General features: G+C 60.6%; 29 protein-coding genes. 1 reads left to right on the top strand and 28 read right to left on the bottom strand.

The features are described from left to right. Positions 1–38: 38 nt before the first annotated feature. The 22 genes from AC6CH8_RS12675 to rpsJ form a co-directional block, all read right to left on the bottom strand. The gene (locus AC6CH8_RS12675) at positions 39–608 is read right to left on the bottom strand and encodes an adenylate kinase (RefSeq protein ID WP_178997654.1); all 570 of its coding nucleotides are present in this window, start codon (positions 606–608) and stop codon (positions 39–41) included. A gap of 5 nt (positions 609–613) precedes the next feature. Next, positions 614–1924: a preprotein translocase subunit SecY gene (secY, locus tag AC6CH8_RS12670; protein WP_017200273.1), complete on the bottom strand. Its 1311-nt coding sequence runs from the start codon at positions 1922–1924 to the stop codon at positions 614–616. A gap of 185 nt (positions 1925–2109) precedes the next feature. Further along, positions 2110–2592, bottom strand: a complete 483-nt coding sequence (gene rplO, locus AC6CH8_RS12665) for a 50S ribosomal protein L15 (RefSeq protein WP_011775579.1) — start codon at positions 2590–2592, stop codon at positions 2110–2112. Next, positions 2592–2798: a 50S ribosomal protein L30 gene (rpmD, locus tag AC6CH8_RS12660; protein ID WP_011775580.1), complete on the bottom strand. Its 207-nt coding sequence runs from the start codon at positions 2796–2798 to the stop codon at positions 2592–2594. Before rpmD ends, rplO begins: the two co-directional genes overlap by 1 nt. Positions 2799–2800: 2 nt before the next feature. Further along, positions 2801–3472, bottom strand: coding sequence for a 30S ribosomal protein S5 (rpsE, locus tag AC6CH8_RS12655; RefSeq protein ID WP_011775581.1), 672 nt, complete (start codon positions 3470–3472; stop codon positions 2801–2803). A gap of 29 nt (positions 3473–3501) precedes the next feature. Continuing rightward, positions 3502–3885 (bottom strand): 50S ribosomal protein L18, encoded by a 384-nt coding sequence (gene rplR, locus AC6CH8_RS12650; RefSeq protein WP_011775582.1) that lies wholly within the window; start codon positions 3883–3885, stop codon positions 3502–3504. A 3-nt stretch (positions 3886–3888) separates the two neighbouring features. Continuing rightward, entirely contained in the window at positions 3889–4425 is a 537-nt protein-coding gene (gene rplF, locus AC6CH8_RS12645; RefSeq protein ID WP_011775583.1) for a 50S ribosomal protein L6, read from the bottom strand. Positions 4426–4443: 18 nt separating this feature from the next. Beyond that, a complete protein-coding gene (gene rpsH / locus AC6CH8_RS12640) occupies positions 4444–4842 on the bottom strand; it encodes a 30S ribosomal protein S8 (RefSeq protein WP_011775584.1) in 399 nt (132 codons plus the stop codon). A 78-nt stretch (positions 4843–4920) separates the two neighbouring features. Then, positions 4921–5499 (bottom strand): 50S ribosomal protein L5, encoded by a 579-nt coding sequence (rplE, locus tag AC6CH8_RS12635; RefSeq protein ID WP_011775585.1) that lies wholly within the window; start codon positions 5497–5499, stop codon positions 4921–4923. Continuing rightward, positions 5499–5858, bottom strand: coding sequence for a 50S ribosomal protein L24 (gene rplX / locus AC6CH8_RS12630; RefSeq protein WP_011775586.1), 360 nt, complete (start codon positions 5856–5858; stop codon positions 5499–5501). The genes rplE and rplX overlap by 1 nt, the downstream gene beginning before the upstream one ends. Before the next feature lie 3 nt (positions 5859–5861). Further along, the gene (gene rplN, locus AC6CH8_RS12625) at positions 5862–6230 is read right to left on the bottom strand and encodes a 50S ribosomal protein L14 (protein WP_003803789.1); all 369 of its coding nucleotides are present in this window, start codon (positions 6228–6230) and stop codon (positions 5862–5864) included. 353 nt (positions 6231–6583) lie between these two features. Then, positions 6584–6880 carry a 30S ribosomal protein S17 gene (gene rpsQ, locus AC6CH8_RS12620; RefSeq protein ID WP_011775587.1) on the bottom strand — a complete coding sequence of 99 codons (297 nt, stop codon included), beginning with the start codon at positions 6878–6880 and terminating at the stop codon, positions 6584–6586. Beyond that, entirely contained in the window at positions 6877–7197 is a 321-nt protein-coding gene (gene rpmC / locus AC6CH8_RS12615) for a 50S ribosomal protein L29 (protein WP_314323145.1), read from the bottom strand. The genes rpsQ and rpmC overlap by 4 nt, the downstream gene beginning before the upstream one ends. Positions 7198–7199: 2 nt before the next feature. Continuing rightward, positions 7200–7616, bottom strand: coding sequence for a 50S ribosomal protein L16 (gene rplP, locus AC6CH8_RS12610; protein WP_003803795.1), 417 nt, complete (start codon positions 7614–7616; stop codon positions 7200–7202). Continuing rightward, positions 7617–8438 (bottom strand): 30S ribosomal protein S3, encoded by an 822-nt coding sequence (rpsC, locus tag AC6CH8_RS12605; protein WP_011775589.1) that lies wholly within the window; start codon positions 8436–8438, stop codon positions 7617–7619. Beyond that, positions 8439–8804, bottom strand: a complete 366-nt coding sequence (gene rplV, locus AC6CH8_RS12600) for a 50S ribosomal protein L22 (RefSeq protein ID WP_011775590.1) — start codon at positions 8802–8804, stop codon at positions 8439–8441. A gap of 38 nt (positions 8805–8842) precedes the next feature. Further along, a complete protein-coding gene (gene rpsS, locus AC6CH8_RS12595) occupies positions 8843–9124 on the bottom strand; it encodes a 30S ribosomal protein S19 (protein ID WP_011775591.1) in 282 nt (93 codons plus the stop codon). A 12-nt stretch (positions 9125–9136) separates the two neighbouring features. After that, positions 9137–9976, bottom strand: coding sequence for a 50S ribosomal protein L2 (gene rplB / locus AC6CH8_RS12590; RefSeq protein ID WP_011775592.1), 840 nt, complete (start codon positions 9974–9976; stop codon positions 9137–9139). A 29-nt stretch (positions 9977–10005) separates the two neighbouring features. Further along, positions 10006–10311: a 50S ribosomal protein L23 gene (gene rplW / locus AC6CH8_RS12585; RefSeq protein ID WP_011775593.1), complete on the bottom strand. Its 306-nt coding sequence runs from the start codon at positions 10309–10311 to the stop codon at positions 10006–10008. After that, on the bottom strand, positions 10308–10925 hold the full coding sequence (rplD, locus tag AC6CH8_RS12580) for a 50S ribosomal protein L4 (protein WP_091468992.1): 618 nt from the start codon (positions 10923–10925) through the stop codon (positions 10308–10310). The genes rplW and rplD overlap by 4 nt, the downstream gene beginning before the upstream one ends. 4 nt (positions 10926–10929) lie before the next feature. After that, positions 10930–11580, bottom strand: a complete 651-nt coding sequence (rplC, locus tag AC6CH8_RS12575) for a 50S ribosomal protein L3 (protein WP_011775595.1) — start codon at positions 11578–11580, stop codon at positions 10930–10932. A 17-nt stretch (positions 11581–11597) separates the two neighbouring features. After that, positions 11598–11906, bottom strand: coding sequence for a 30S ribosomal protein S10 (gene rpsJ, locus AC6CH8_RS12570; protein WP_003803825.1), 309 nt, complete (start codon positions 11904–11906; stop codon positions 11598–11600). Positions 11907–12288: 382 nt separating this feature from the next. On the opposite strand from rpsJ, the gene AC6CH8_RS12565 reads away from it, so the two are divergent. Further along, a complete protein-coding gene (locus AC6CH8_RS12565) occupies positions 12289–13722 on the top strand; it encodes a GH1 family beta-glucosidase (protein WP_498190876.1) in 1434 nt (477 codons plus the stop codon). Positions 13723–13783: 61 nt separating this feature from the next. Here AC6CH8_RS12565 and AC6CH8_RS12560 read toward each other — a convergent pair whose 3' ends face one another. The 6 genes from AC6CH8_RS12560 to rpsL form a co-directional block, all read right to left on the bottom strand. Beyond that, entirely contained in the window at positions 13784–13909 is a 126-nt protein-coding gene (locus AC6CH8_RS12560; RefSeq protein ID WP_256870824.1) for a hypothetical protein, read from the bottom strand. Between the two features lie 28 nt (positions 13910–13937). Beyond that, a complete protein-coding gene (locus AC6CH8_RS12555; RefSeq protein ID WP_498190874.1) occupies positions 13938–18176 on the bottom strand; it encodes a hypothetical protein in 4239 nt (1412 codons plus the stop codon). Positions 18177–18329: 153 nt separating this feature from the next. After that, the gene (gene tuf / locus AC6CH8_RS12550; RefSeq protein ID WP_011775598.1) at positions 18330–19520 is read right to left on the bottom strand and encodes an elongation factor Tu; all 1191 of its coding nucleotides are present in this window, start codon (positions 19518–19520) and stop codon (positions 18330–18332) included. Positions 19521–19751: 231 nt separating this feature from the next. Beyond that, positions 19752–21866, bottom strand: coding sequence for an elongation factor G (fusA, locus tag AC6CH8_RS12545; protein ID WP_091469000.1), 2115 nt, complete (start codon positions 21864–21866; stop codon positions 19752–19754). 69 nt (positions 21867–21935) lie between these two features. After that, positions 21936–22406, bottom strand: coding sequence for a 30S ribosomal protein S7 (rpsG, locus tag AC6CH8_RS12540; protein ID WP_003803829.1), 471 nt, complete (start codon positions 22404–22406; stop codon positions 21936–21938). 1 nt (position 22407) lies between these two features. After that, positions 22408–22782, bottom strand: a complete 375-nt coding sequence (gene rpsL, locus AC6CH8_RS12535) for a 30S ribosomal protein S12 (RefSeq protein ID WP_009358312.1) — start codon at positions 22780–22782, stop codon at positions 22408–22410. Positions 22783–23066: the final 284 nt, after the last annotated feature.

The raw sequence follows: 23066 nt of genomic DNA, 5'->3' as shown, positions 1-23066 counted from the left end.
CGCTCCACTGCCGTTTTACCGGCTATGTGGAGAACCAGCTAAACGGCCTTGGCCGACTCGATCGCCGTCAGCACACGGTCGGTAACTTCGTCGATACCACCGATGCCATCAACCTGCGTGAGGATGCCACGCTCGGCGTACTTGGCCACAACTGCCTCGGTCTGCTCGTGGTAGAGGTCCAGGCGGTGCCGGATGACGGTTTCGTTGTCATCCGAACGGCCCGTTTCCTTGGCGCGGCCAAGGAGGCGGGTTACCAGCTCTTCATCGTCGGCGGTCAGCTGGAGCACGACGTCGAGCTCCTGCTCACCCTCAGCGAGGATCTGGTCCAGGTAGTCCACCTGCGCGGTGGTGCGCGGGTAGCCATCCAAGAGGAAGCCGTTTTCGACGTCGCTCTGGCTCAGGCGATCGCGAACCATATCGTTCGTGACACTGTCCGGAACGAAGTCCCCGGCGTCCATGTACTTCTTTGCTTCGATGCCCAAAGGGGTTTCGCCCTTTACGTTGGCACGGAAGATGTCGCCGGTGGAGATGGCGACTACGCCGAGGCGCTCGGAAATCCGCTCAGCCTGCGTACCCTTGCCCGAACCGGGAGGTCCAATGATCAGCATTCTCGTCATCGCAAAAGCCCTTCGTAGTGACGTTGTTGTAGCTGCGCATCAATCTGCTTGACGGTCTCCAGGCCAACACCCACCATGATCAGGATTGACGTGCCACCGAACGGGAAGTTCTGGTTGGCGTTGATCAGGACGAGTGCAACCAAAGGAATCAACGCCACGAAGCCCAGGTAAAGGGCTCCAGGCAAGGTGATCCTGGAAAGCACGTACTGCAGGTAGTCCGCGGTCGGTTTACCCGCCCGGATGCCCGGAATAAACCCGCCGTACTTCTTCATGTTGTCCGACACTTCTTCAGGGTTGAAGGTGATGGCAACGTAGAAGTAGGTGAAGAAAACAATCATGGCGAAATACAGCGCCATGTAGATGGGGTGGTCGCCACGGGTGAGGTTGTTGTTGATCCACTCAACCCACGGGGCCATCTGCTCCCCTGGCGCCGGCTGGTTGAACTGTGAAATCAGCCCGGGCAGGTAGAGCATGGAGGAGGCGAAGATAACAGGCACGACGCCGGCCATGTTCACCTTGATGGGGATGTAGGTGCTGGTGCCACCCACTGTGCGGCGTCCAATCATACGCTTGGCGTACTGAACGGGGACGCGGCGCTGAGACTGCTCCACGAAGACCACCAAGGCCACCGTCAGCAAGCCGACGGCCAGGACCATGAAGAAGGTGCCCGGGCCCTTCGACTCCCAGATGGAGCCCAGCGAGCCGGGGAAGCTTGCAGCGATGGAGGTGAAGATGAGCAGCGACATGCCGTTGCCCACACCCTTTTCGGTGACCAGTTCGCCCATCCACATGATGAGGCCTGTGCCGGCCGTCAACGTGATGATGATGAGGATGGTGGTCATGATGCTCTCATCAGGAATGATGGGCAGGTTGCAGCCTGGCAGCAGCTGGCCGGACCGGGCGAGCGACACCAACGTGGTGGCGTTCAGCAGTCCGAGAGCGATGGTGAGGTACCGGGTGTACTGCGTCAACTTTGACTGACCGGAGGAGCCCTCTTCGTAGAGCTGCTGGAACCGGGGAATGACCACCCGGAGCAGCTGCACGATGATGCTCGCCGTGATGTAGGGCATGATGCCCAAGGCAAACACTGAAACCTGCAGCAACGCGCCGCCGCTGAACAAGTTCACCAGCTGGTAGATGCCCTGCGAGGTGTCACCGGTGTTCAAGCATTGCTGGACATTCTGGTAGTTCACACCAGGCGAGGGGATAAAAGCTCCCAAGCGGAAGATTGTGATGATTCCCAGCGTGAACAACAACTTGCGTCGCAAATCAGGCGTCCGAAACGCCCGGCCGAATGCGCTTAGCAAGCGTCCTCCTGAGTAGAAAGTACAAGGATGTGGATGGGATCAATGAAACCCAACAACCGAGTCTAACCGCTTGTGACGCCGTCGGAATAATCGAGAGTCCACAATCACGCAAAAAATCCCGGTATACAGGGCCGAAGCCCCGCATACCGGGATCCTTTTACAACGGGCATTTGCCCCACTGGCTCTTAGAGAGCAGTGGTGCTTCCGCCTGCTGCAGCAATCTTTTCCGCAGCGCTGGAAGAGAATGCGTGAGCGGTGACGTCAACCTTGACGGTGATGTCGCCGGTGCCCAGCACCTTGACGGGCTGGTTCTTGCGAACGGCACCCTTCTCAACCAGGGACTCGACGGTGACAACGCCACCTTCCGGGAACAGCTCGTTGAGCTTCTCCAGGTTAACAACCTGGAACTCAACCCGGAACGGGTTCTTGAAGCCGCGCAGCTTCGGCAGGCGCATGTGCAGCGGCAGCTGGCCGCCGGCAAAGCCAGCCTTTACCTGGTAGCGGGCCTTCGTACCCTTGGTACCGCGACCAGCGGTCTTACCCTTGGAGCCTTCACCACGACCAACACGGGTCTTGGCGGTCTTGGCACCCGGGGCGGGGCGCAGGTGGTGGACCTTCAGAGCGTGCTGCTTCTCAGCAGTCTCTTCGGCGGTCTTGTTCTCTGCCATTACTTCGCCTCCTCTACATTCACGAGGTGCGGAACCGTGTTCAGCATTCCAACGGTCACAGCGTCAGCGTTACGGACAACGGTGTGTCCGATGCGCTTCAGGCCGAGGGACCGAAGGGTGGCCTTCTGGTTCTGCTTGGCGCCAATGACGCCCTTGATCTGGGTGATCTCCAACTTGGCGTCGGAGGGAGTCAGGTTCTTAGCCATGACTAAACACCTGCCTTCTGGTTCTGGAGCGCGCGCACCAGAGCAGCAGGAGCAACCTCGTCCAGCGGCAGGCCACGGCGGGCAGCCACGGAAGCGGGCTCTTCGAGCTGCTTCAGAGCGGCAACAGTCGCGTGAACGATGTTGATCGCGTTTGAGGAACCGAGCGACTTGGAGAGGATGTCGTGGATACCCACGCACTCCAATACCGCGCGGACCGGACCACCGGCGATAACACCGGTACCGGCGGAAGCCGGACGCAGCAGGACTACACCTGCAGCGGCCTCACCCTGCACACGGTGCGGGATGGTGCTGCCAACGCGGGGAACGCGGAAGAAGGACTTCTTGGCCTCTTCAACGCCCTTTGCGATAGCCGCGGGAACTTCCTTGGCCTTGCCGTAGCCGACGCCGACCATACCGTTGCCGTCACCGACGACGACGAGAGCGGTGAAGCTGAAGCGACGACCACCCTTGACGACCTTGGCAACGCGGTTGATGGTGACAACGCGCTCTACGAACTGGCTCTTCTCAGCCTCACGACCGCCGTCGCGGCCACCACGGCCACCACGGTCGCCGCGGCCCTGGCCACGGTCGCCGCGCTCGCCACGACGTCCGCCGCGGCGGTCATCGGTAGCGGGTGCGGTCTCAGTTGCTTCAGCAGCTACAGCTTCAGTCACCTGGGTGTCCTTTTCGTTATTTTCAACGGTCACAGTGCCAGCCCACCTTCGCGAGCACCGTCAGCGACGGCGGCGATGCGGCCGTGGTACTTGTTACCGCCACGGTCGAAGACAACAGCTTCGACGCCTGCAGCCTTGGCACGCTCGGCAACGAGCTCGCCGACGCGCTTGGCCTTGGCAGTCTTGTCTCCGTCAAATGCGCGGAGGTCAGCTTCCAGAGTGGAAGCGTAAGCCACGGTTACACCCTTGCTGTCATCGACAACCTGGACGAATACGTGACGTGCCGAACGGTTGACGACCAGACGAGGACGTACAGCCGTACCGGTGATGCGCTTGCGGATACGAAGCTGGCGACGGCTGCGTGCAGCCGACTTGCTCTTGTTCGAACGCTTCTTGTTAATTGCGATGGCCATGGTTTACTTACCAGCCTTTCCGACCTTGCGGCGGATGACTTCGCCGGCGTAACGGACACCCTTGCCCTTGTAGGGGTCGGGCTTGCGCAGCTTGCGAATGTTGGCAGCAACCTCGCCGACCTGCTGCTTGTTGATACCCGCAACAGAGAGCTTGGTCGGACCCTCTACTACGAAGGTGATGCCTTCGGGTGCAGAGACGTTGACCGGGTGGCTGTAGCCCAGAGCGAACTCCAGGTCAGAACCCTTGGCCTGAACGCGGTAACCAGTACCAACGATTTCAAGCTTCTTCTCGTAGCCCTCGGTAACGCCCTGGATCATGTTGGCGATCAGGGTGCGGGTCAGGCCGTGCAGCGAACGCGAGTTGCGCTCGTCGTTCGGGCGGGTGACCGTGAGAGTGTTCTCTTCCTGGGTAACCTCGATCGGGCTGGCCACAGTGTGGCTCAGCTCGCCTTTGGCACCTTTGACGCTGATGACGGAGCCATCGAGCTTGACCTCAACTCCGGCAGGAACGGTGATGGGGAGACGTCCAATACGTGACATTATTCTCTTCCTTTCCCGTTACCAGACGTACGCGAGGACTTCGCCGCCCACGCCCTTCTTGCCGGCCTGCTTGTCAGTCAGGAGGCCGGAAGAGGTGGACAGGATTGCGATACCCAGGCCACCCAGCACGTGCGGCAGGTTGGTGGACTTCGCGTAAACGCGGAGGCCCGGCTTGGAGATGCGGCGGACGCCAGCGATGGAACGCTCGCGGTTCGGACCGAACTTCAGGTCGATGGTCAGCTTCTTGCCAACCTCGGCGTCTTCTTCCTTCCAGCCGGCAATGTAGCCTTCTGCCTTCAGGATGTCAGCAACGCGTGCCTTCAGTTTGCTGTACGGCATGGACACGGTGTCGTGGTATGCCGAGTTTGCATTGCGCAGACGCGTGAGCATGTCTGCGACAGGATCTGTCATAGTCATTTGGGCTATAGCCCTTCCTCGTACCGGTTTCCGCTGCGCTTGCTCCTAAGAGCCTGCGCGGACGGACCTGTCACGTAGTTAGTTTTCGGTCTTGAACGGGAAACCAAGCGCCTTGAGCAGCGCGCGGCCTTCGTCATCGGTCTTGGCGGTGGTGACGACCGTGATGTCCATACCGCGAACGCGGTCAATGGAGTCCTGGTCGATTTCGTGGAACATAACCTGCTCGGTCAGACCGAAGGTGTAGTTGCCGTTGCCATCAAACTGCTTGCCGTTGAGGCCGCGGAAGTCGCGGATACGCGGCAGTGCCAGCGAAACCAGACGGTCCACGAATTCCCACATGCGGTCTCCACGCAGAGTTGCGTGTGCACCGATGGGCATGCCTTCGCGCAGCTTGAACTGTGCGATCGACTTGCGGGCCTTGGTTACCTGCGGCTTCTGGCCGGTGATCAGGGTGAGGTCGCGGACAGCGCCGTCGATCAGCTTGGAGTCCTTGGCGGCATCTCCAACACCCATGTTCACTACAACCTTCACCAGGCGGGGAACCTGGTTGACGTTCGCGTAGCTGAATTCGTCCTGCAGTGACTTCTTGATGGTCTCTGCGTACTTCGTCTTCAGACGCGGAACGATCTTTACCGGAGTCTCGAGAGTCTCAGTCATTAGATGTCCTTCCCGGTGGCCTTGGACACGCGGATACGGACGGTCTTGGTAGCGCCATCCTTCTCAACGGTGTCGAGACGGAAACCAACACGGGTCGGCTTCTTGGTGGACGGGTCAACCAAAGCAACGTTGGAAACGTGGATCGGGGCTTCAACAACCTCGATGCCACCGGTCTTGGTGCCGCGCTGCGACTGACCGACCTTGGAGTGCTTGGTGACGCGGTTGATTCCCTCTACCAGCACGCGGTTGGTGTCGGGGAATACGCGCAGGACCTTGCCCTGCTTGCCGCGGTCGCCGCCACGTTCCTGCTTGGCGCCAGTGATGACCTGAACGAGGTCACCCTTCTTGATCTTAGCCATGGACTAAAGCACCTCCGGGGCCAGCGAAACGATCTTCATGAACTTCTTGTCGCGAAGTTCACGACCAACCGGGCCGAAGATACGGGTACCGCGGGGGTCACCGTCGTTCTTCAGGATCACAGCTGCGTTTTCGTCAAACTTGATGTAGGAACCATCCGCACGGCGGCGTTCCTTCTTGGTACGAACGATGACAGCCTTGACGACGTCACCCTTCTTTACGTTGCCGCCAGGGATAGCGTCCTTGACGGTGGCGACGATGACGTCGCCGATGCCTGCGTAGCGACGACCGGATCCACCGAGAACGCGAATGGTAAGGATTTCCTTAGCACCCGTGTTGTCGGCGACCTTGAGTCGCGACTCCTGCTGAATCAATTTTTACTCCTTGCGTCGCGCCGGTTCTCAGACCGAAATCATGCATACGGAATGAGCCTTGCGGAACGGTTGATCGGGGTGTCTCTTGACCTGCCTGGATTTTGCCAGTACAGGCCTAAACGCCCGTGCCACAAGCATCAGCTTCCCTTGCAGAAAACTCTGCGCGGGGCAGTATGCAGCGGCACGATTGTTTACGAGGTAGTGGACGACGCACAAGTGGCGCCATACAAACTCAATATCCTAGCACGTTTACAGCCTGTAACCGAAACGGCGGGAGAAGCGGAAAGGCCCGCATTCCCAAAGGAATGCGGGCCTTTCCAGTGAATCACTGCCAGGCGTGCCCGGCGTCGGATTTACTTGGCCTTTTCGAGGATCTCCACCAGACGCCACCGCTTGGTAGCGGACAGCGGGCGGGTCTCAGAGATGAGAACGAGGTCGCCGATGCCGGCGGTGTTCTCTTCGTCGTGAGCCTTGATCTTCGAGGTGCGGCGAATAACCTTGCCGTACAGAGCGTGCTTCACGCGGTCTTCAACCTGAACAACGATGGTCTTTTCCATCTTGTCAGAGACAACGTAGCCGCGACGCGTCTTACGGTAACCGCGCTGTTCAGCGCTGGCTGCTGCTTCCGTCACAGTTTCCTTCTCGCTCACTTGGCGTCCTCTCCAGCTTCAACCTCGGCCTTGTCAGCCTTGGCAGCCTTCTTGGACTTCTTTTCTTCCTTGGCTTCCACAACCGGTGCGGCAACCTCGGCACGAATGCCCAGCTCGCGCTCACGGAGAACGGTGTAGATGCGTGCGATGTCCTTCTTTACCGCACGCAGGCGACCGTGGTTCTCCAGCTGTCCGGTGGCGGACTGGAAACGCAGGTTGAACAGCTCTTCCTTGGACTTGCGGAGTTCTTCAACGAGACGCTCGTTGTCGAAACCGTCCAGCTGTGCGGGTGCGAGATCCTTCGACCCTACTGCCATTTCTATTCACCACCTTCGCGACGCACAATGCGTGCCTTCAACGGGAGCTTGTGGATTGCCAGGCGCAGGGCCTCGCGAGCTACCTCTTCATTGACACCGGAGAGTTCGAAGAGAACCCGGCCCGGCTTGACGTTTGCGACCCACCATTCCGGAGAACCCTTACCGGAACCCATACGGGTTTCAGCAGGCTTCTTCGTCAGCGGACGGTCCGGGTAGATGTTGATCCAGACCTTGCCGCCACGCTTGATGTGGCGGGTCATCGCGATACGAGCGGACTCGATCTGACGGTTGGTTACGTATGCCGGGCTGAGAGCCTGGATACCGTACTCACCGAAGCTGACCTTGGTGCCGCCCGTTGCAGCGCCGGAACGACCCGGGTGGTGCTGCTTACGGTGCTTGACTCGACGTGGGATAAGCATTTAAGCCTGTCCTCCTTCTGCTGCCGGAGCAGCAGCTTCAGCGGCCGGTGCTTCAACGGCAGCGGGTGCTGCCTCAGCTGCCGGACGGTCGTTACGACGACGGCGGTCGCCACCCGGACGGCCCGGACGGTCTCCTGCACGGCCACGGGACGGAGCAGCAGCTGCCTGCTGAGCCAGTTCCTTGGCAGTTACGTCACCCTTGTAGATCCAAACCTTCACACCGATACGGCCGAAGGTGGTCTTGGCTTCGTAGAAGCCGTAGTCGATGTTCGCGCGGAGGGTGTGCAGGGGCACACGGCCTTCGCGGTAGAACTCCGAGCGGGACATTTCTGCGCCACCCAGACGACCCGAGCAAGCAACACGGATACCCTTGGCACCCGCACGCTGTGCGGACTGCATGGCCTTCTTCATCGCACGGCGGAAAGCCACGCGGGAAGTCAGCTGCTCAGCGATGCCCTGGGCAACAAGCTGTGCTTCCATCTCGGGGTTCTTGACCTCGAGGATGTTCAGCTGAACCTGCTTGCCGGTGAGCTTTTCGAGCTCGCCGCGGATGCGGTCTGCTTCAGCGCCGCGGCGGCCGATAACGATACCCGGGCGTGCCGTGTGGATATCCACGCGGACACGGTCACGGGTGCGCTCGATCTCGACCTTGGCGATGCCGGCGCGCTCCATGCCGGTGGACATGAGCTGACGGATCTTGATGTCCTCGCGGACGAAATCCTTGTAGCGCTGTCCGGGCTTGGTGCTGTCAGCGAACCAGTGCGAAACGTGGTCGGTGGTGATGCCGAGTCGGAACCCGTGCGGGTTTACTTTCTGTCCCACTTAGCGAGCCTCCTCTTTCTCCGGGGTTGCGACAACCAGCGTGATGTGGCTGGTCCGCTTCCTAATGCGGTAGGCGCGGCCCTGGGCACGCGGCTGGAACCGCTTCATGGTCGGGCCTTCATCAACAAATGCTTCGGTGATGAAGAGGTCGCTGTCGTCGAATGCAACGCCGTCACGGTCCGCGAGGACACGTGCGTTGGCCATTGCCGACTGAAGTACCTTGAATACCGGCTCCGAAGCTGCCTGGGGGGCAAACTTCAGAATTGCCAGAGCCTCATTCGCTTGCTTACCACGAACAAGGTTGACGACGCGCCGGGCCTTCATAGGCGTTACGCGGATGTGACGCGCAATAGCCTTGGCTTCCATTGCTTTCCTTCTCTCGTCTAAGACGTAAAGTCAGGCGCCTAGCGGCGCTTGCCCTTACGGTCGTCCTTAACATGGCCGCGGAATGTCCGCGTGGGAGCGAATTCGCCGAGCTTGTGCCCGACCATCGACTCTGTGACAAACACCGGGATGTGCTTGCGTCCGTCGTGTACGGCGATCGTGTGCCCGAGCATGTCGGGGATGATCATCGAACGGCGGGACCAGGTCTTGATGACGTTCTTGGTGCCCTTATCGTTTTCCCGTGCGACCTTCACAAAGAGGTGCTGGTCAACGAAAGGACCTTTTTTCAGGCTGCGTGGCATGTGTCCAGGCTCCTATCGCTTGTTCTTGCCAGTACGGCGGCGACGAACAATAAGCTTGTCGCTCTCTTTGTTCGGACGGCGGGTACGGCCCTCGGGCTTGCCGTTCGGGTTAACCGGGTGACGTCCACCGGAAGTCTTACCTTCACCACCACCGTGCGGGTGGTCAACCGGGTTCATGGCTACACCACGGACGGTCGGGCGAACGCCCTTCCAGCGCATACGGCCGGCCTTGCCCCAGTTGATGTTCGACTGCTCGGCGTTGCCGACCTCGCCGACGGTTGCGCGGCAGCGCACGTCAACGTTGCGGATTTCGCCGGAGGGCAGACGCAACTGTGCGAAGCGGCCTTCCTTGGCAACGAGCTGTACCGAAGCACCTGCGGAACGTGCCATCTTGGCGCCGCCACCCGGACGCAGTTCAACTGCGTGGATTACGGTACCAACCGGGATGTTGCGCAGCGGCAGGTTGTTGCCCGGCTTGATGTCAGCGTCAGGACCAGCCTCGACGAAGTCACCCTGGGACAGCTTGTTAGGAGCGATGATGTAACGCTTGGTGCCATCAACGTAGTGCAGGAGTGCGATGCGAGCCGTACGGTTCGGGTCGTACTCGATTTCGGCAACGCGGGCGTTGATGCCGTCCTTGTCGTGACGACGGAAGTCGATCAGACGGTACTGGCGCTTGTGCCCACCACCCTTGTGACGGGTGGTGATCTTACCGGAGTTGTTACGGCCGCCTGTTTTGTGCAGCGGACGCAGCAACGACTTTTCCGGAGTCGATCGCGTGATTTCAGCGAAGTCGGCTACGCTCGAGCCACGACGGCCCGGGGTAGTCGGCTTGTATTTACGGATTCCCATAATTTATTTCCTCGTTAAAGTGGTCTCCGCTACGCGAGCGGACCGCCGAAGATGTCGATTGTGCCTTCTTTGAGGGTGACAATTGCACGCTTGGTGCTCTTGCGCTGTCCCCAGCCGAATTTGGTGCGCTTGCGCTTACCGGCACGGTTGATGGTGTTGATCGAGTCAACCTTGACCGAGAAGATCTTCTCAACGGCCAATTTGATCTCGGTCTTGTTCGAGCGAGGGTCCACCAGGAAGGTGTACTTGCCTTCGTCGATCAGACCGTAGCTCTTTTCCGAAACGACGGGTGCAAGCACGACGTCGCGCGGGTCCTTGATGGTGGTTACGCTCACTTGGAGGCCTCCTCGTTCTTGGCCTTGTCAGCGACGAACGCCTCGAAAGCAGCCTTGGTGAAGACCACGTCGTCGGAGACAAGCACGTCGTAGGTGTTCAACTGGTCTGCGTACAGAACGTGAATACCTTCGAGGTTGCGCACGGACAGTGCAGCAACATCGTTGGCGCGCTCGATTACGACGAGCAGGTTCTTGCGCTCGGAGACTGCACGCAGCGAAGCCAGTGCTTCCTTGGCGGACGGCTTGGTGCCGGCTACCAGTTCAGCGATGACGTGGATGCGGCCGTTGCGGGCGCGGTCAGACAGGGCGCCGCGGAGTGCAGCAGCCTTCATCTTCTTGGGGGTGCGCTGGCTGTAGTCACGAGGAGTCGGACCGTGGACAACGCCACCGCCGGTCATGTGAGGAGCACGGATGGAACCCTGACGGGCGCGGCCGGTACCCTTCTGCTTGAACGGCTTGCGACCTGCACCGGAAACCTCGGCGCGGGTCTTCGTCTTGTGGGTACCCTGGCGTGCAGCAGCGAGCTGTGCGACGACGACCTGGTGCAGCAACGGCACGTTGGTCTGGACGTCGAAGATCTCTGCAGGCAGGTCTACCTTGACAGTGCTAGTCATTTAACTAGGCTCCCTTCACGGCGGTGCGTACGAGTACGACCTGGCCGCGGGCACCGGGAACGGCACCCTTGATAAGGAGCAGCGACTTCTCAGCGTCAATGGCGTGAACCGTGAGGTTCAGCGTGGTGTGACGCTCGGCGCCCATGCGGCCGGCCATTTTCAGGCCCTTGAAGACGCGGCTCGGGGTGGATGCGCCACCGATGGAGCCAGGCTTACGGTGGTTCTTGTGGGCACCGTGGGAAGCGCCAACGCCGTGGAAGCCGTGACGCTTCATAACACCGGCAAAGCCCTTACCCTTGGAGGTGCCGACGACGTCGATCTTCTGGCCGGCTTCGAAGATCTCAACAGAGAGCTCCTGGCCCAGCTCGTAGGATGCGGCGTCTGCGGTACGCAGTTCGACGACGTGGCGACGAGGAGTCACGCCAGCCTTTTCAAAGTGACCAGCCAGCGGCTTGGTGACCTTGCGGGGGTCGATCTGGCCGTAGCCGATCTGTACGGCGACGTAGCCATCTACCTCTGCGTTGCGCAGCTGGGTGATGACGTTCGAGTCAGCCTGGACAACAGTTACCGGGATGAGCTTGTTGTTCTCGTCCCAGACCTGGGTCATGCCGAGCTTCGTGCCCAGCAGGCCCTTTACGTTACGGGTTGCGGTCATAGTCTCTCAGCACCTCCCTAGAGCTTGATTTCGATGTTCACGTCGGCGGGCAGGTCGAGACGCATAAGCGAGTCAACAGCCTTCGGCGTGGGGTCGATGATGTCGATCAGACGCTTGTGAGTACGCATTTCGAAGTGCTCACGGCTGTCCTTGTACTTGTGAGGAGAGCGAATAACGCAGTAAACGTTCTTCTCCGTCGGCAGCGGCACCGGGCCGACTACCGTTGCGCCTGCGCGCGTGACCGTCTCAACGATCTTCCGCGCTGAAACATCAATGACCTCGTGGTCATATGACTTCAGCCGGATGCGGATTTTTTGTCCCGCCATGTCGCCTGACTCTCTTTCAGCTAGTGCTGCTCTAGTTAGGGCTGCTCTGTTTACTTACCTGTTGATGTGGCCGCCGAAGCGTTTGAGGATTTACCACCACACGCCGCACAAGCTGAATCCGGAGTAATCCGGGTTCCTCACCTTGTCGGCGCACCGACCCCCGCGGTCGGGCGTGTCGCGATTTCCACGCAAACTCGACCGCAATCATGGGGTTCAGGGTTATGTTTGGGCTTCAGCCTGGACCCTGACACCCGGCATTATCCGGATCGGGACACGAAGAAGCGCTTGAACAACTCATCCAGTATGGCGGAAATATGGTGTAAAGGCCAATCGACGCTGAGGAGCCATTGCCCGGCCCCCATCCGGTGAGGATGATGGGGTCATGAACGCCCAGGATTCAGGCTCCGTGGAAGATCTCGCCGCCCGACTCCGCCCGGGGTTCACGCTGGGTGTCGCGGCCGCAGCCTTCCAGATAGAAGGTTCGCTGACCGCTGATGGGCGGGGACCGTCCGGCTGGGATGCGTTCTGTGAAAAGCCTGGAGCAATAGTCGACGGCGGCTCCCCCACCGTGGCCTGCGATCACTATAACCGTTCGGACGAAGACATCGCCTTGATGCAGGAGCTCGGAGTCGACTCCTACCGTTTCTCACTCTCGTGGCCGCGCATCCAGCCCGGAGGCAAGGGCGCGGTCAACCAGCGGGGGTTGGACTTCTATGATCGCCTGATCGATAAACTCCTTGCCGCAGGCATCTCCCCCATGGCCACCTTGTACCACTGGGACACCCCGCTGGAGTTGGAACATGCCGGGGGGTGGATGAACAGGGACACAGCCGAACGCTTCGCTGTCTACTGCCAAGCCGCAGCCGAGCGCTTCGGGGATCGCGTTGAGCACTGGGTGACCATGAACGAGCCCGTGTCAGTCACCGTGCAGGGATACTCGTTGGGAGTGCACGCACCAGGCCGGCAGTTGCTGTTCGACTCACTGCCTGCCGCACATCATCAATTGCTGGGCCATGGAATGGCGGTCCAGGCCCTCCGAGGCGCAGGAGTGAAGGGGCAGATCGGCGTGTCCAACATGCACTGCCCCGTCGAACCAGCCAGCACCAGTCTCGTCGATCGATTGATGGCGCAGGCCCTGGACCTGATCCTCAACCGCATCTATGCCGATGCGATCCTGCTGGGCCAATACCCCAAGCCACCCCTGCCCATGAAACCGTGGTTCCGCTCGCTGGGTACAGTTCACGACGGCGACCTTGAACTGATCAGCCAACCGCTGGACTTCTATGGGCTCAACTACTACTACCCCGTGAAGGCCGCGGCAGGCCCCGGTCCGGCGGAGATACCCACCGGAAGGTCGCAGGAGATGACCAAGGTTCCATTCCATCTGGCCGCCTACCAGGAGTATGAGACCACCGGGTTCGGCTGGCCGGTTGCGCCTGAGTACCTGGCCCTGCTGCTACGCGAAATGAAGGACCGGTACGGTGATGCACTTCCTCCCATTTACATCACCGAAGGCGGAGCCAGCTTTCCCGAACCTGCCCACGTCGATGGACCTGTCCAGGACCACAACCGCATCACATACCTGGCTGAACATCTAGGCCACGCACTGACGGCAACCGGGCCTGGAGGCATAGCCGAGGATGTGGATCTTCGCGGATACTACGTCTGGACCTTGTTGGACAATTTCGAGTGGGCGGCGGGCTACTCGCAGCGATTCGGCCTGATCCATGTGGACTTCGAAACCTTGGAAAGGACGCCCAAGGATTCGTTCTACTGGTACCGGGCGCTGGGCCGTGCACGTCACCGTCACTTATAGGCCGCGGAAATTATCGTCATGTAGCCCGCCCGGGTTAACTCCCGCACTACGGAACGTTGCCCTACTTGTTTTTGTTGGCGCGCCGAATCCTCTTGGCGCGTTCAATCTCGGTCTTGAAGTTCTTTCGACCCCACAACACGCCGCCGCCGATAGCTGCAATGACTGCCAGGAAAATCAAAAATTCCATGGTGCGCTCCTCTCCGTAGACTGCAACATTATCGGATTCCGTCACGGGTCCGCGCAGGCGGGGCGTCACTCGGAGCTCCACCCTCTCCCGGTTCGCCTGTATTGCCTGGCGGCTTCCGGTTCAAGCGCCACACCGCCAGCACAATCAGGCCCAAAGCGACGAGGGCAAGCATCGCAAAGGCATAGGAGCGCAACGCCCACATGATGCTCAGCGCAACGGCAATGGCCCCCCACCAGACAAGCACCCGCTCCGCCAGCAGCAGGCCGGCGGCCAGTAGCAGGACATGTGCCACGAGTACGTACAGTTGCTGCGATGAAGTACCGCTGAAGATGGTCCCCACGGACGTCAGCGACAGAGCTCCGGCTGCAATGCACAGCCGAAGCAGGCCATCCGCCCGCTGCCCCTTCATGTAGCGCAGCCCTGCTATAACGGCGCCGGCTATCACGTACCACTGCGCGGCCCAGAACCAATCAGGCCTGGATGCGTCCACAAACAGGACCGCCCGTTGGAGGGCTGCGACAGAGACCAGTCCCGCAACCTCAGCGGCCACCCATTTACCGTGCGGAACCTCAGCCACCACCAGCACCCCGGTTGCGACCACCAGGATAAACCCGACCATGGATGTTTCGTCGCTTCCCAGTCCCACCGCCGCGGATGATGCAACAGCCAAGGCCGCGGCCGCAACCAGGGAGTTCCGCCGCCAGTCCTCGTCCCTCATTGCCGGTCCGCCAAAGGTCTTTAGCGAATAAAGGAGCACAGCGGTCCCGACTCCGCCAATGAGCCAAACAGCGTAATCGCTCCAGACGCCCGCAGGCAGGCCTTGCAGCAGCCCGTCGACGGCGGGAATCGCCCCTACCAGCACGGCTGGAGCGGCTGCCGCATAAAGAGCCGGCATTCGTTCAAAGTGTGAGGCTGAGAACAGAACACAAGCCAGGACCAACACGGAAAGTCCGGTCAGGGAGTAGGACACACCTAAGGTCAGAAGGCCGCCCGCAACCGTGAACGCGATGGCAGAGATGAGCCAGAACCACCGCTCTGTAACACCCTCGATTGCACCGGGAGGCGTCTTTTCCGGCCGGAACGCGGCCCTGGCTCCAATCATGGCGACAGCCAGTGCGAGCAAGACTACGGGTACTTGGGACTTGTCCAGCAGTGGTTGCTGCAGCCACGTCGATACAGGGAACGTGAGCGCGGGCCCGGCTGCGATGACTCCCGCTCCTATGGCCGCGACACCGAAGTATTGGGACCCGCGTGCACCGAGGACACGCCAGGCGACCGCAGCGGAAGCCGGGACCAAGGCCAACTGAAGCAACAGTACCCAGCGGCCACCGCCGTCGTAATCTCCTGCAAGCAAGTAGGCGAACGGCAGCAAGAGTTGGGCACCCAGGGTGAGCTGAACGGTTGCCTGTTGGAAGGCGACATCCACGCCACGCCTGCGCAGGACCAAGGTGAACACATGCTGCAACGCAAGCACCAGGGCCAGGCTGATGGACACCGCTGCGGGCGAGTCCGTGACATCACCGACCGTTACAGCGATCAAGGCGCCCGCAAGCACCCGGACGCCAAGCAGGTAACCACCCCGGATCAACCGGTCGCCTACCACGCCCATCATGAAACCGCTGTAGCTCGCGAAGATGGCAAGCAAGATTTCGACGTCCCGGATATTCCCCAGCCGAAGAGCCAGGAGGAGCACAAATGCCAAGGGAGCGAAGATCCACGCTGCGGAGTGACTTCGGAGAACCGAACTGACCAGGACGGCAGCGACGGCAGTTGTTACCGCGGCAACACCCGGCTGCCAGCTGTCCCTGACGCTCCAAGCTCCCCACGCGGTGGTGACAGTAAGGAAGGTGGTAGCCGCGGCCATGACGACAACCACAGCGCCGGCATCGAGCACGGAAGCACGGGGGTAACGGCGTCGGTTGCCGGCATTCAGGGGAAGGAACAACTGGAGCGCAGCAGCCATGACGAGTACAAGCCCAATCGCGGGAACTTCGCCTACGAGGCGAATGCTCCAGCCATCGCGCGTTGCATCTCCGTAGGCCGATGCCGCCAACACCGTGCCGGTTGCCCGGGCCAGCCACCAATAGCACTGCCTGTGGAAGGACGGGTGGATTCGAAGGGCCGTGACCACAAGGTAGGCAAGCAAAGCCAGCAGGACAGCATTTCCCAGCGTCCAGGACACGAATGATGCTGCCATGCCGCCAGCAAGAACCGCAGTTGCCGGAGCGATTACCTCAGCCACCGTTGGGCGCCACGCCACGGGTGCATCCGGCGCCCGATGAGTTCCCGGAAACATCAGGAGGCCCGAGACCAGGCCCGCCGACAAGAGGAGCAGAACAGCTGCGGCCACTACCGGGCGTCCGGCGCCGTCATCGAACACCGGGAGGACAAGGAGCCCAGCCGCGGCGGCACCGCCGAAGCCAGCCACAGACGCTTGCGGAGCCAACAGGCGGACTCCCCCTCGTTCAAGCCCGGCGCTCACAACTTGCTGCACAGCAGCCACGGCCACTAGCGCTATCAGGGAGTAAGCAGTCCTGTCCTGATTTCCGGTCATCATGCCTGCCACACCGGCGGGCACTGCCAGGGTGAGCGCGATCCGTCCCGCAAGAATCAAGTACCGGCGCGAAGAGACCGGCCCAACCGTTGCGCGCACGAACCAGTAAAGTGCCGCTGAAGCCAAGAGTGCCGCGACGGTCCATGCACCCAGCAGGCCTCCGAGCGCACCTCCCACCCCGAGCACCACGGCCGGGGCGAACTCCATGCCTTGGCCCAGTTTCCAACCAACCACCATGGCAGTCAGCATTGTCAGGGACAGCGGAACATAGTTGGGAAGGTCGAACGCCCCGAACTCCAGCACAACAGTGAGTACGGCCGCGGTGATCAATTGCAAGGCCAGACAGGAAATGGCGTCGTTCCACCAGAAGCGCGGCAACAACTTCCTGCCGCCGAAGGCAACTGCCAGGGACTGAACACTGAGGCAGACTATTGCTGCCAACATCACCGAGCTCACGTCACCGGTGATATCCCACACCACCCCGAGGACAGCCAGTGTCAGCGCAGCCCTGGCAGCATAAAGATGCTGCCTCCTGTACCGCGCCCGCGGCACGAAGAACATGACAGCGAAGTAGATGCCGCACATCAACATCACCCAGGCGTACTCCCCCTTCGACAAGAGATGCGGAGTGAAAGTCACGACAACGGCCACGAGGGGAACCAGGGAGGGGTGCAGCAGCATCAGCGGACGGACATACAACGGAGGAAGCCACTTGGGACGCAGCAAGGAAACAACAGTCAGGAGAATGGCCACGCCGATGAGTGCCGTGAAGTACCAGACCAAGGCGCCCCCAAGAACGGAGACACCGGACCACGCCGTTGAGACGACGAAACTCAGGGAAAGGAAGGCCAGGACTTTGTTGTCCAGTTTTACTGCTGTATATGCATAAACGGCCGTGCCCAGCAACGATGTGACCAGCCAGGCAGCAGGACCGTTGTGGAGAACGAAGTTGTACATGGCCAAGCCGGTGACGGGGATGAGTGCCAGGCCGGTTCCGACGAAGGCAACCGCAGCTGGTCGCAGGCGGGGAACCCGGGAATGGATCACCATGCCCGACACGTAGAACAAAGCAGTGATGAACCAAATACCCACGAAGCGGAAGAGTGCAGGAAGGCTCGTGCCCACGAACAAGGCCCCTGCAGCTACCAGCAGTAGGCTGGCCACGTAGAGGGTGACGTTGATGTTTTGCTGGTCACGCTTCGCCTTGCGGGCAGCGGCGGCTTCGGGAGTTTCCCGCACGACCGGCGGCTGCTGAGCAAGGAAAGCCGCCCGCGACTGAGGGACAGGTTGCCGTGGCATGGCCTGCTGCGGAACGGCCTGCCGCGATGAATACGGGGCTGCCGGGCCTACGGGCTGCGGGCTAGGCGGCTGGAAATACTCCGCTTGGTTCGGCAAGGGGTGCCGGACAGCTGGTGCTGGCATGGAGGGCTGGGCCGGCAACCCCGTGGACGACTGCGTGTACAGCGGAGCCACTGGCGGGCTCACAGGGGAAGGAGGGACTGTCATGGTCGAGGGTCCGTCCTTACCCTGGCCCCTGGCCTCAGCATCCCGCCAACCGGCCAGGTGGCCGGCGAGGTAGCCCGCTTGATAGGCGGCTTGGTCCGGCGTGGAAAAAGCATCGGACGAAGTCCCTCGGCGCCCCATAGCCAAACCGACCGCAAAGCCAACCCCGCCAACGACGACGATGAGCAGCAGTATGAGGAATGCAGTCATGGAAGCTCCTAGGTTGCGCCGGACGCAGCAGCTGGCCTGCCTTTATCCATTCGATAGAGTAACTATAGCAAAAAGAACCCCACCGCCGTAGCGGTGGGGTTCTCTTAGCTAACTACCGGCTGGGCCGGAGTGTCACCGATCTACAAGTAGAGACTACTTGATGATGCTGGTTACACGTCCCGAACCAACGGTGCGGCCGCCTTCGCGGATAGCGAAGCCGAGGCCCTCTTCCATAGCGATCGGCTGGATGAGCGCAACGGTCATCTCAGTGTTGTCGCCAGGCATAACCATTTCCGTGCCTTCCGGCAGGGTGATAACGCCGGTTACGTCCGTGGTACGGAAGTAGAACTGCGGGCGGTAGTTGGAGTAGAACGGGTTGTGACGTCCGCCTTCGTCCTTGGAAAGGATGTAGACGTTAGCCTCGAAGTCGGTGTGCGGGGTGATGGAACCCGGCTTGACGACAACCTGGCCACGCTCGACATCGTCGCGCTTCAGACCGCGGAGCAGGAGGCCACAGTTCTCGCCGGCCCATGCTTCGTCGAGCTGCTTGTGGAACATCTCGATACCGGTAACCGTGGTCTTCTGGATCGGGCGGATGCCGACGATCTCAACCTCGGAGTTGATGGCGAGGGTTCCACGCTCGGCGCGGCCCGTAACAACGGTGCCACGACCGGTGATCGTGAAGACGTCTTCGATCGGCATCAGGAACGGCTTGTCGCGGTCACGTACGGGGTCCGGAACGGACTCGTCGACAGCTGCCATCAGGTCCTGGACGGACTTGACCCAAACCGGGTCGCCTTCCAGAGCCTTGAGACCGGAAACGCGAACAACCGGAGCCTCATCGCCATCGAAGCCCTGCGAGCTCAGGAGCTCACGAACTTCCATTTCGACGAGGTCGAGGAGTTCTTCGTCATCAACCATGTCGGACTTGTTCAGTGCGACCAGCAGGTAGGGAACACCAACCTGGCGGGCGAGCAGAACGTGCTCACGGGTCTGAGCCATCGGACCATCGGTTGCAGCAACCACGAGGATTGCGCCGTCCATCTGGGCAGCACCGGTGATCATGTTCTTGATGTAGTCAGCGTGACCCGGGGCGTCTACGTGTGCGTAGTGGCGCTTCTCGGTCTGGTACTCCACGTGGGAGATGTTGATGGTAATACCGCGCTGGCGCTCTTCCGGAGCAGAGTCGATCGACGCGAAGTCGCGCTGCTCGTTGAGATCCGGGTACTGGTCGTACAGCACCTTGGAAATGGCGGCAGTCAGCGTCGTCTTACCGTGGTCAACGTGACCAATGGTGCCGATGTTGACGTGCGGCTTAGTCCGCTCGAACTTTGCCTTTGCCACAGGTTCCTCCTAGAACGATTTCAAGTGAAGTGCTCCTCGGCCGCGCTTTTCGCGGCAGAAACTTTAGCAAGTCTACTTGGGGGCTTGGTTTTGGTGAAATTGCAGATTCAGGAACCAATGGTAGTTCCTCGAGCCTGTTTGCGCAGGTGCCGGGCCGCGGCTGTCGCCGCAGCCCCGCCTCAAGCGCTCAGATGCCTTCCCGATACCGGAATTGCATCCGTTACCGGGAGATTACTCGCCGCGGGTTTTCTGGATGATCTCGTCGGCTACTGCCTTGGGGACCTCCGCGTAGCTGTTGAACGTCATGGAGTACACAGCGCGACCCTGGGTCTTGGACCGCAAGTCACCGATGTAGCCGAACATGCCGGACAGCGGAACGTGTGCACGGATAACCTTCACACCTGCTGCGTCTTCCATGGACTGCATCTGGCCACGACGGGCGTTCAGGTCACCAATAACATCACCCATGTATTCCTCAGGTGTGCGGACCTCAACATCCATCAGCGGTTCAAGCAGAACAGGGTTCGCCTTGCGTGCAGCTTCCTTGAAAGCCATACGCCCGGCGATCTTGAACGCCATTTCCGAGGAGTCAACGTCGTGGGACGCGCCATCAATCAGCGTGGCCTTGATGCCGACAACCGGGTAACCGGCCAGGACGCCGTCGTTCAGTGCATCCTGGATACCAGCGTCAACGGACGGGATGTATTCGCGCGGAACGCGGCCACCAGTGACCTTGTTTTCGAACGAGTACAGCTCGCCGGAAGCGGTGTCCATGGGCTCGATCGCAATCTGGATCTTTGCGAACTGACCCGAACCACCGGTCTGCTTCTTGTGCGTGTAGTCAAGGCGCTCAACGGCGCGCTTGATGGTTTCGCGGTAAGCAACCTGCGGCTTGCCAACGTTTGCCTCGACCTTGAATTCGCGGCGCATGCGGTCCACCAGGATATCCAGGTGAAGCTCGCCCATGCCGGCGATGATGGTCTGGCCCGTGTCTTCGTTGAGGGAGACCTGGAAGGTCGGGTCCTCAGCGGAGAGCTTCTGGATGGCCGTGGAGAGCTTCTCCTGGTCACCCTTGGTGTTGGGCTCGATGGCAACCGAGATCACGGGCTCCGGGAAGCTCATGGACTCGAGGACGATCTGGTTGTTGGCATCGCACAGGGTGTCGCCCGTGGTGGTGTCCTTCAGACCGATGGCTGCGTAGATGTGGCCGGCGGTAGCGCCCTCGACAGGCATTTCCTTGTTGGCGTGCATCTGGAACAGCTTGCCGATGCGTTCCTTCTTGCCCTTGGTGGAGTTAACCACCTGGGCGCCTGCCTCGACGTGACCGGAGTACACGCGGACGAAGGTCAGCTGACCGAAGAACGGGTGCGCGGCAATCTTGAAGGCGAGGGCCGAGAACGGCTCGTCTGCAGACGGCTTGCGGGTGAGTTCCTTCTCTTCGTCGCGGGGATCGTGACCGATCATCGGCGGGACGTCGAGCGGGTTCGGCAGGAAGTCAACAACAGCGTCAAGCATCGGCTGGACACCGCGGTTCTTGAAGGCAGAACCACAGAAGACCGGGTAGAGCTCAGAGTTGATGGTCATCTTGCGGATGCCGGCTTTGATCTCTTCGAGGGTGAGTTCTTCACCTTCGAGGTACTTCTCCATGAGCTCTTCGGAAGCCTCGGCCACAGTCTCAACGAGCTGTGCACGGTACTCTTCGGCCTTCGCCTGGAGGTCCGCCGGGATTTCCTGCACTTCGTAGGAAGCGCCCATGGTGACGTCACCCTTAGCGTCGCCAGGCCAAACCAGGGCGCGCATTTCGAGGAGGTCAACAACACCGATGAAGTCGTTCTCAGCACCAATGGGCAGCTGCATGACCAGCGGCTTGGCACCAAGGCGGGAGATGATGGTGTCTACGGTGAAGTAGAAGTCAGCGCCCAGCTTGTCCATCTTGTTGACGAAGCAGATACGCGGAACGTTGTACTTGTCAGCCTGGCGCCAAACAGTCTCGGACTGCGGCTCCACGCCTTCCTTGCCATCGAACACTGCGACTGCACCGTCGAGGACGCGCAAGGAGCGCTCAACCTCAACCGTGAAGTCAACGTGGCCCGGGGTGTCAATGATGTTGATCTGGTTCTTGTCCCAGAAGCAAGTCACGGCGGCAGACGTGATGGTGATGCCGCGTTCCTTTTCCTGTTCCATCCAGTCAGTCGTCGAAGCGCCGTCGTGCGTCTCGCCGATCTTGTGGTTCACACCCGTGTAGAACAGGATGCGCTCGGTAGTGGTGGTCTTGCCGGCATCGATGTGGGCCATGATGCCGATGTTGCGGACCTTATTAAGGTCGGTAAGCACGTCCTGTGCCACGGGGTCTCCCTTTCGGATGGACTACACGTTCGCCGCCGGCTCAGTGAGCCGGCGGCGTCCGGAAAGTTTTTACCAGCGGTAGTGTGCGAAGGCCTTGTTGGACTCGGCCATCTTGTGGGTGTCTTCGCGACGCTTCACAGCGGCACCAAGACCATTGGAGGCATCCAGGATTTCGTTCTGGAGGCGCTCGGTCATGGTCTTCTCACGGCGGGCCTTGGAGTAGCCCACGAGCCAACGCAGAGCGAGGGCGGTGGAGCGACCCGGCTTGACCTCAACCGGAACCTGGTAGGTAGCGCCACCAACACGGCGTGAACGCACCTCGAGGGAAGGCTTGACGTTGTCCATGGCCTTCTTGAGAGCGGCAACGGGGTCGCCGCCGGACTTGGCACGTGCACCTTCGAGTGCGCCGTAAACGATGCGCTCTGCGGTGGACTTCTTGCCGTCGACAAGAACCTTGTTGATCAGCTGCGTGACCAACGGGGAGCCGTAAACGGGATCGGAAACTAGCGGCCGCTTCGGGGCCGGACCCTTGCGAGGCATATTACTTCTTCTCCATCTTTGCGCCGTAACGGCTGCGAGCCTGCTTGCGGTTCTTTACACCCTGGGTGTCGAGTGCGCCGCGGACGATCTTGTAGCGGACACCCGGAAGGTCCTTAACACGACCACCACGAACGAGCACGATGGAGTGCTCCTGGAGGTTGTGGCCAACACCGGGGATGTAGGCGGTAACTTCTACGCCGCCGTTGAGACGCACACGTGCCACCTTACGGAGAGCCGAGTTCGGCTTCTTGGGGGTGGTGGTGTAAACGCGGGTGCAAACACCGCGGCGCATCGGGCTGCCCTTCAGCGCGGGAGCCTTGGTCTTGGAGACCTTCGGCGTGCGGCCCTTGCGGACCAGCTGGTTAATCGTAGGCACTTTCGTGTTCTCCGTTGTTTGATCTCTGCCCCCACACACAGGCGCCAGCCGGTGTAAACGTGGGAACTTTGGCGTTGCTCGTGCAGCCGGCCGAAACTCCGGTAGGCGTGCAAAAGTGCGGCATTCGTTGCGCATGTTGCCCGCAACCCGGAAACAGGCTCCACCCAGCACCATGAGAACAAAACCAAAATGATGCTGCGGCGGCCTTCATCCACTGCCACACAGAACAATTACCAAAAGTCTAGCACGGCTTGATCTGGCGCCTTAATCGGGTGTATGGAGGA

It is taken from the genome of Paenarthrobacter sp. GQ52 (genome assembly GCF_059759005.1).
This window is presented reverse-complemented; position numbering and strand designations above follow the sequence as displayed.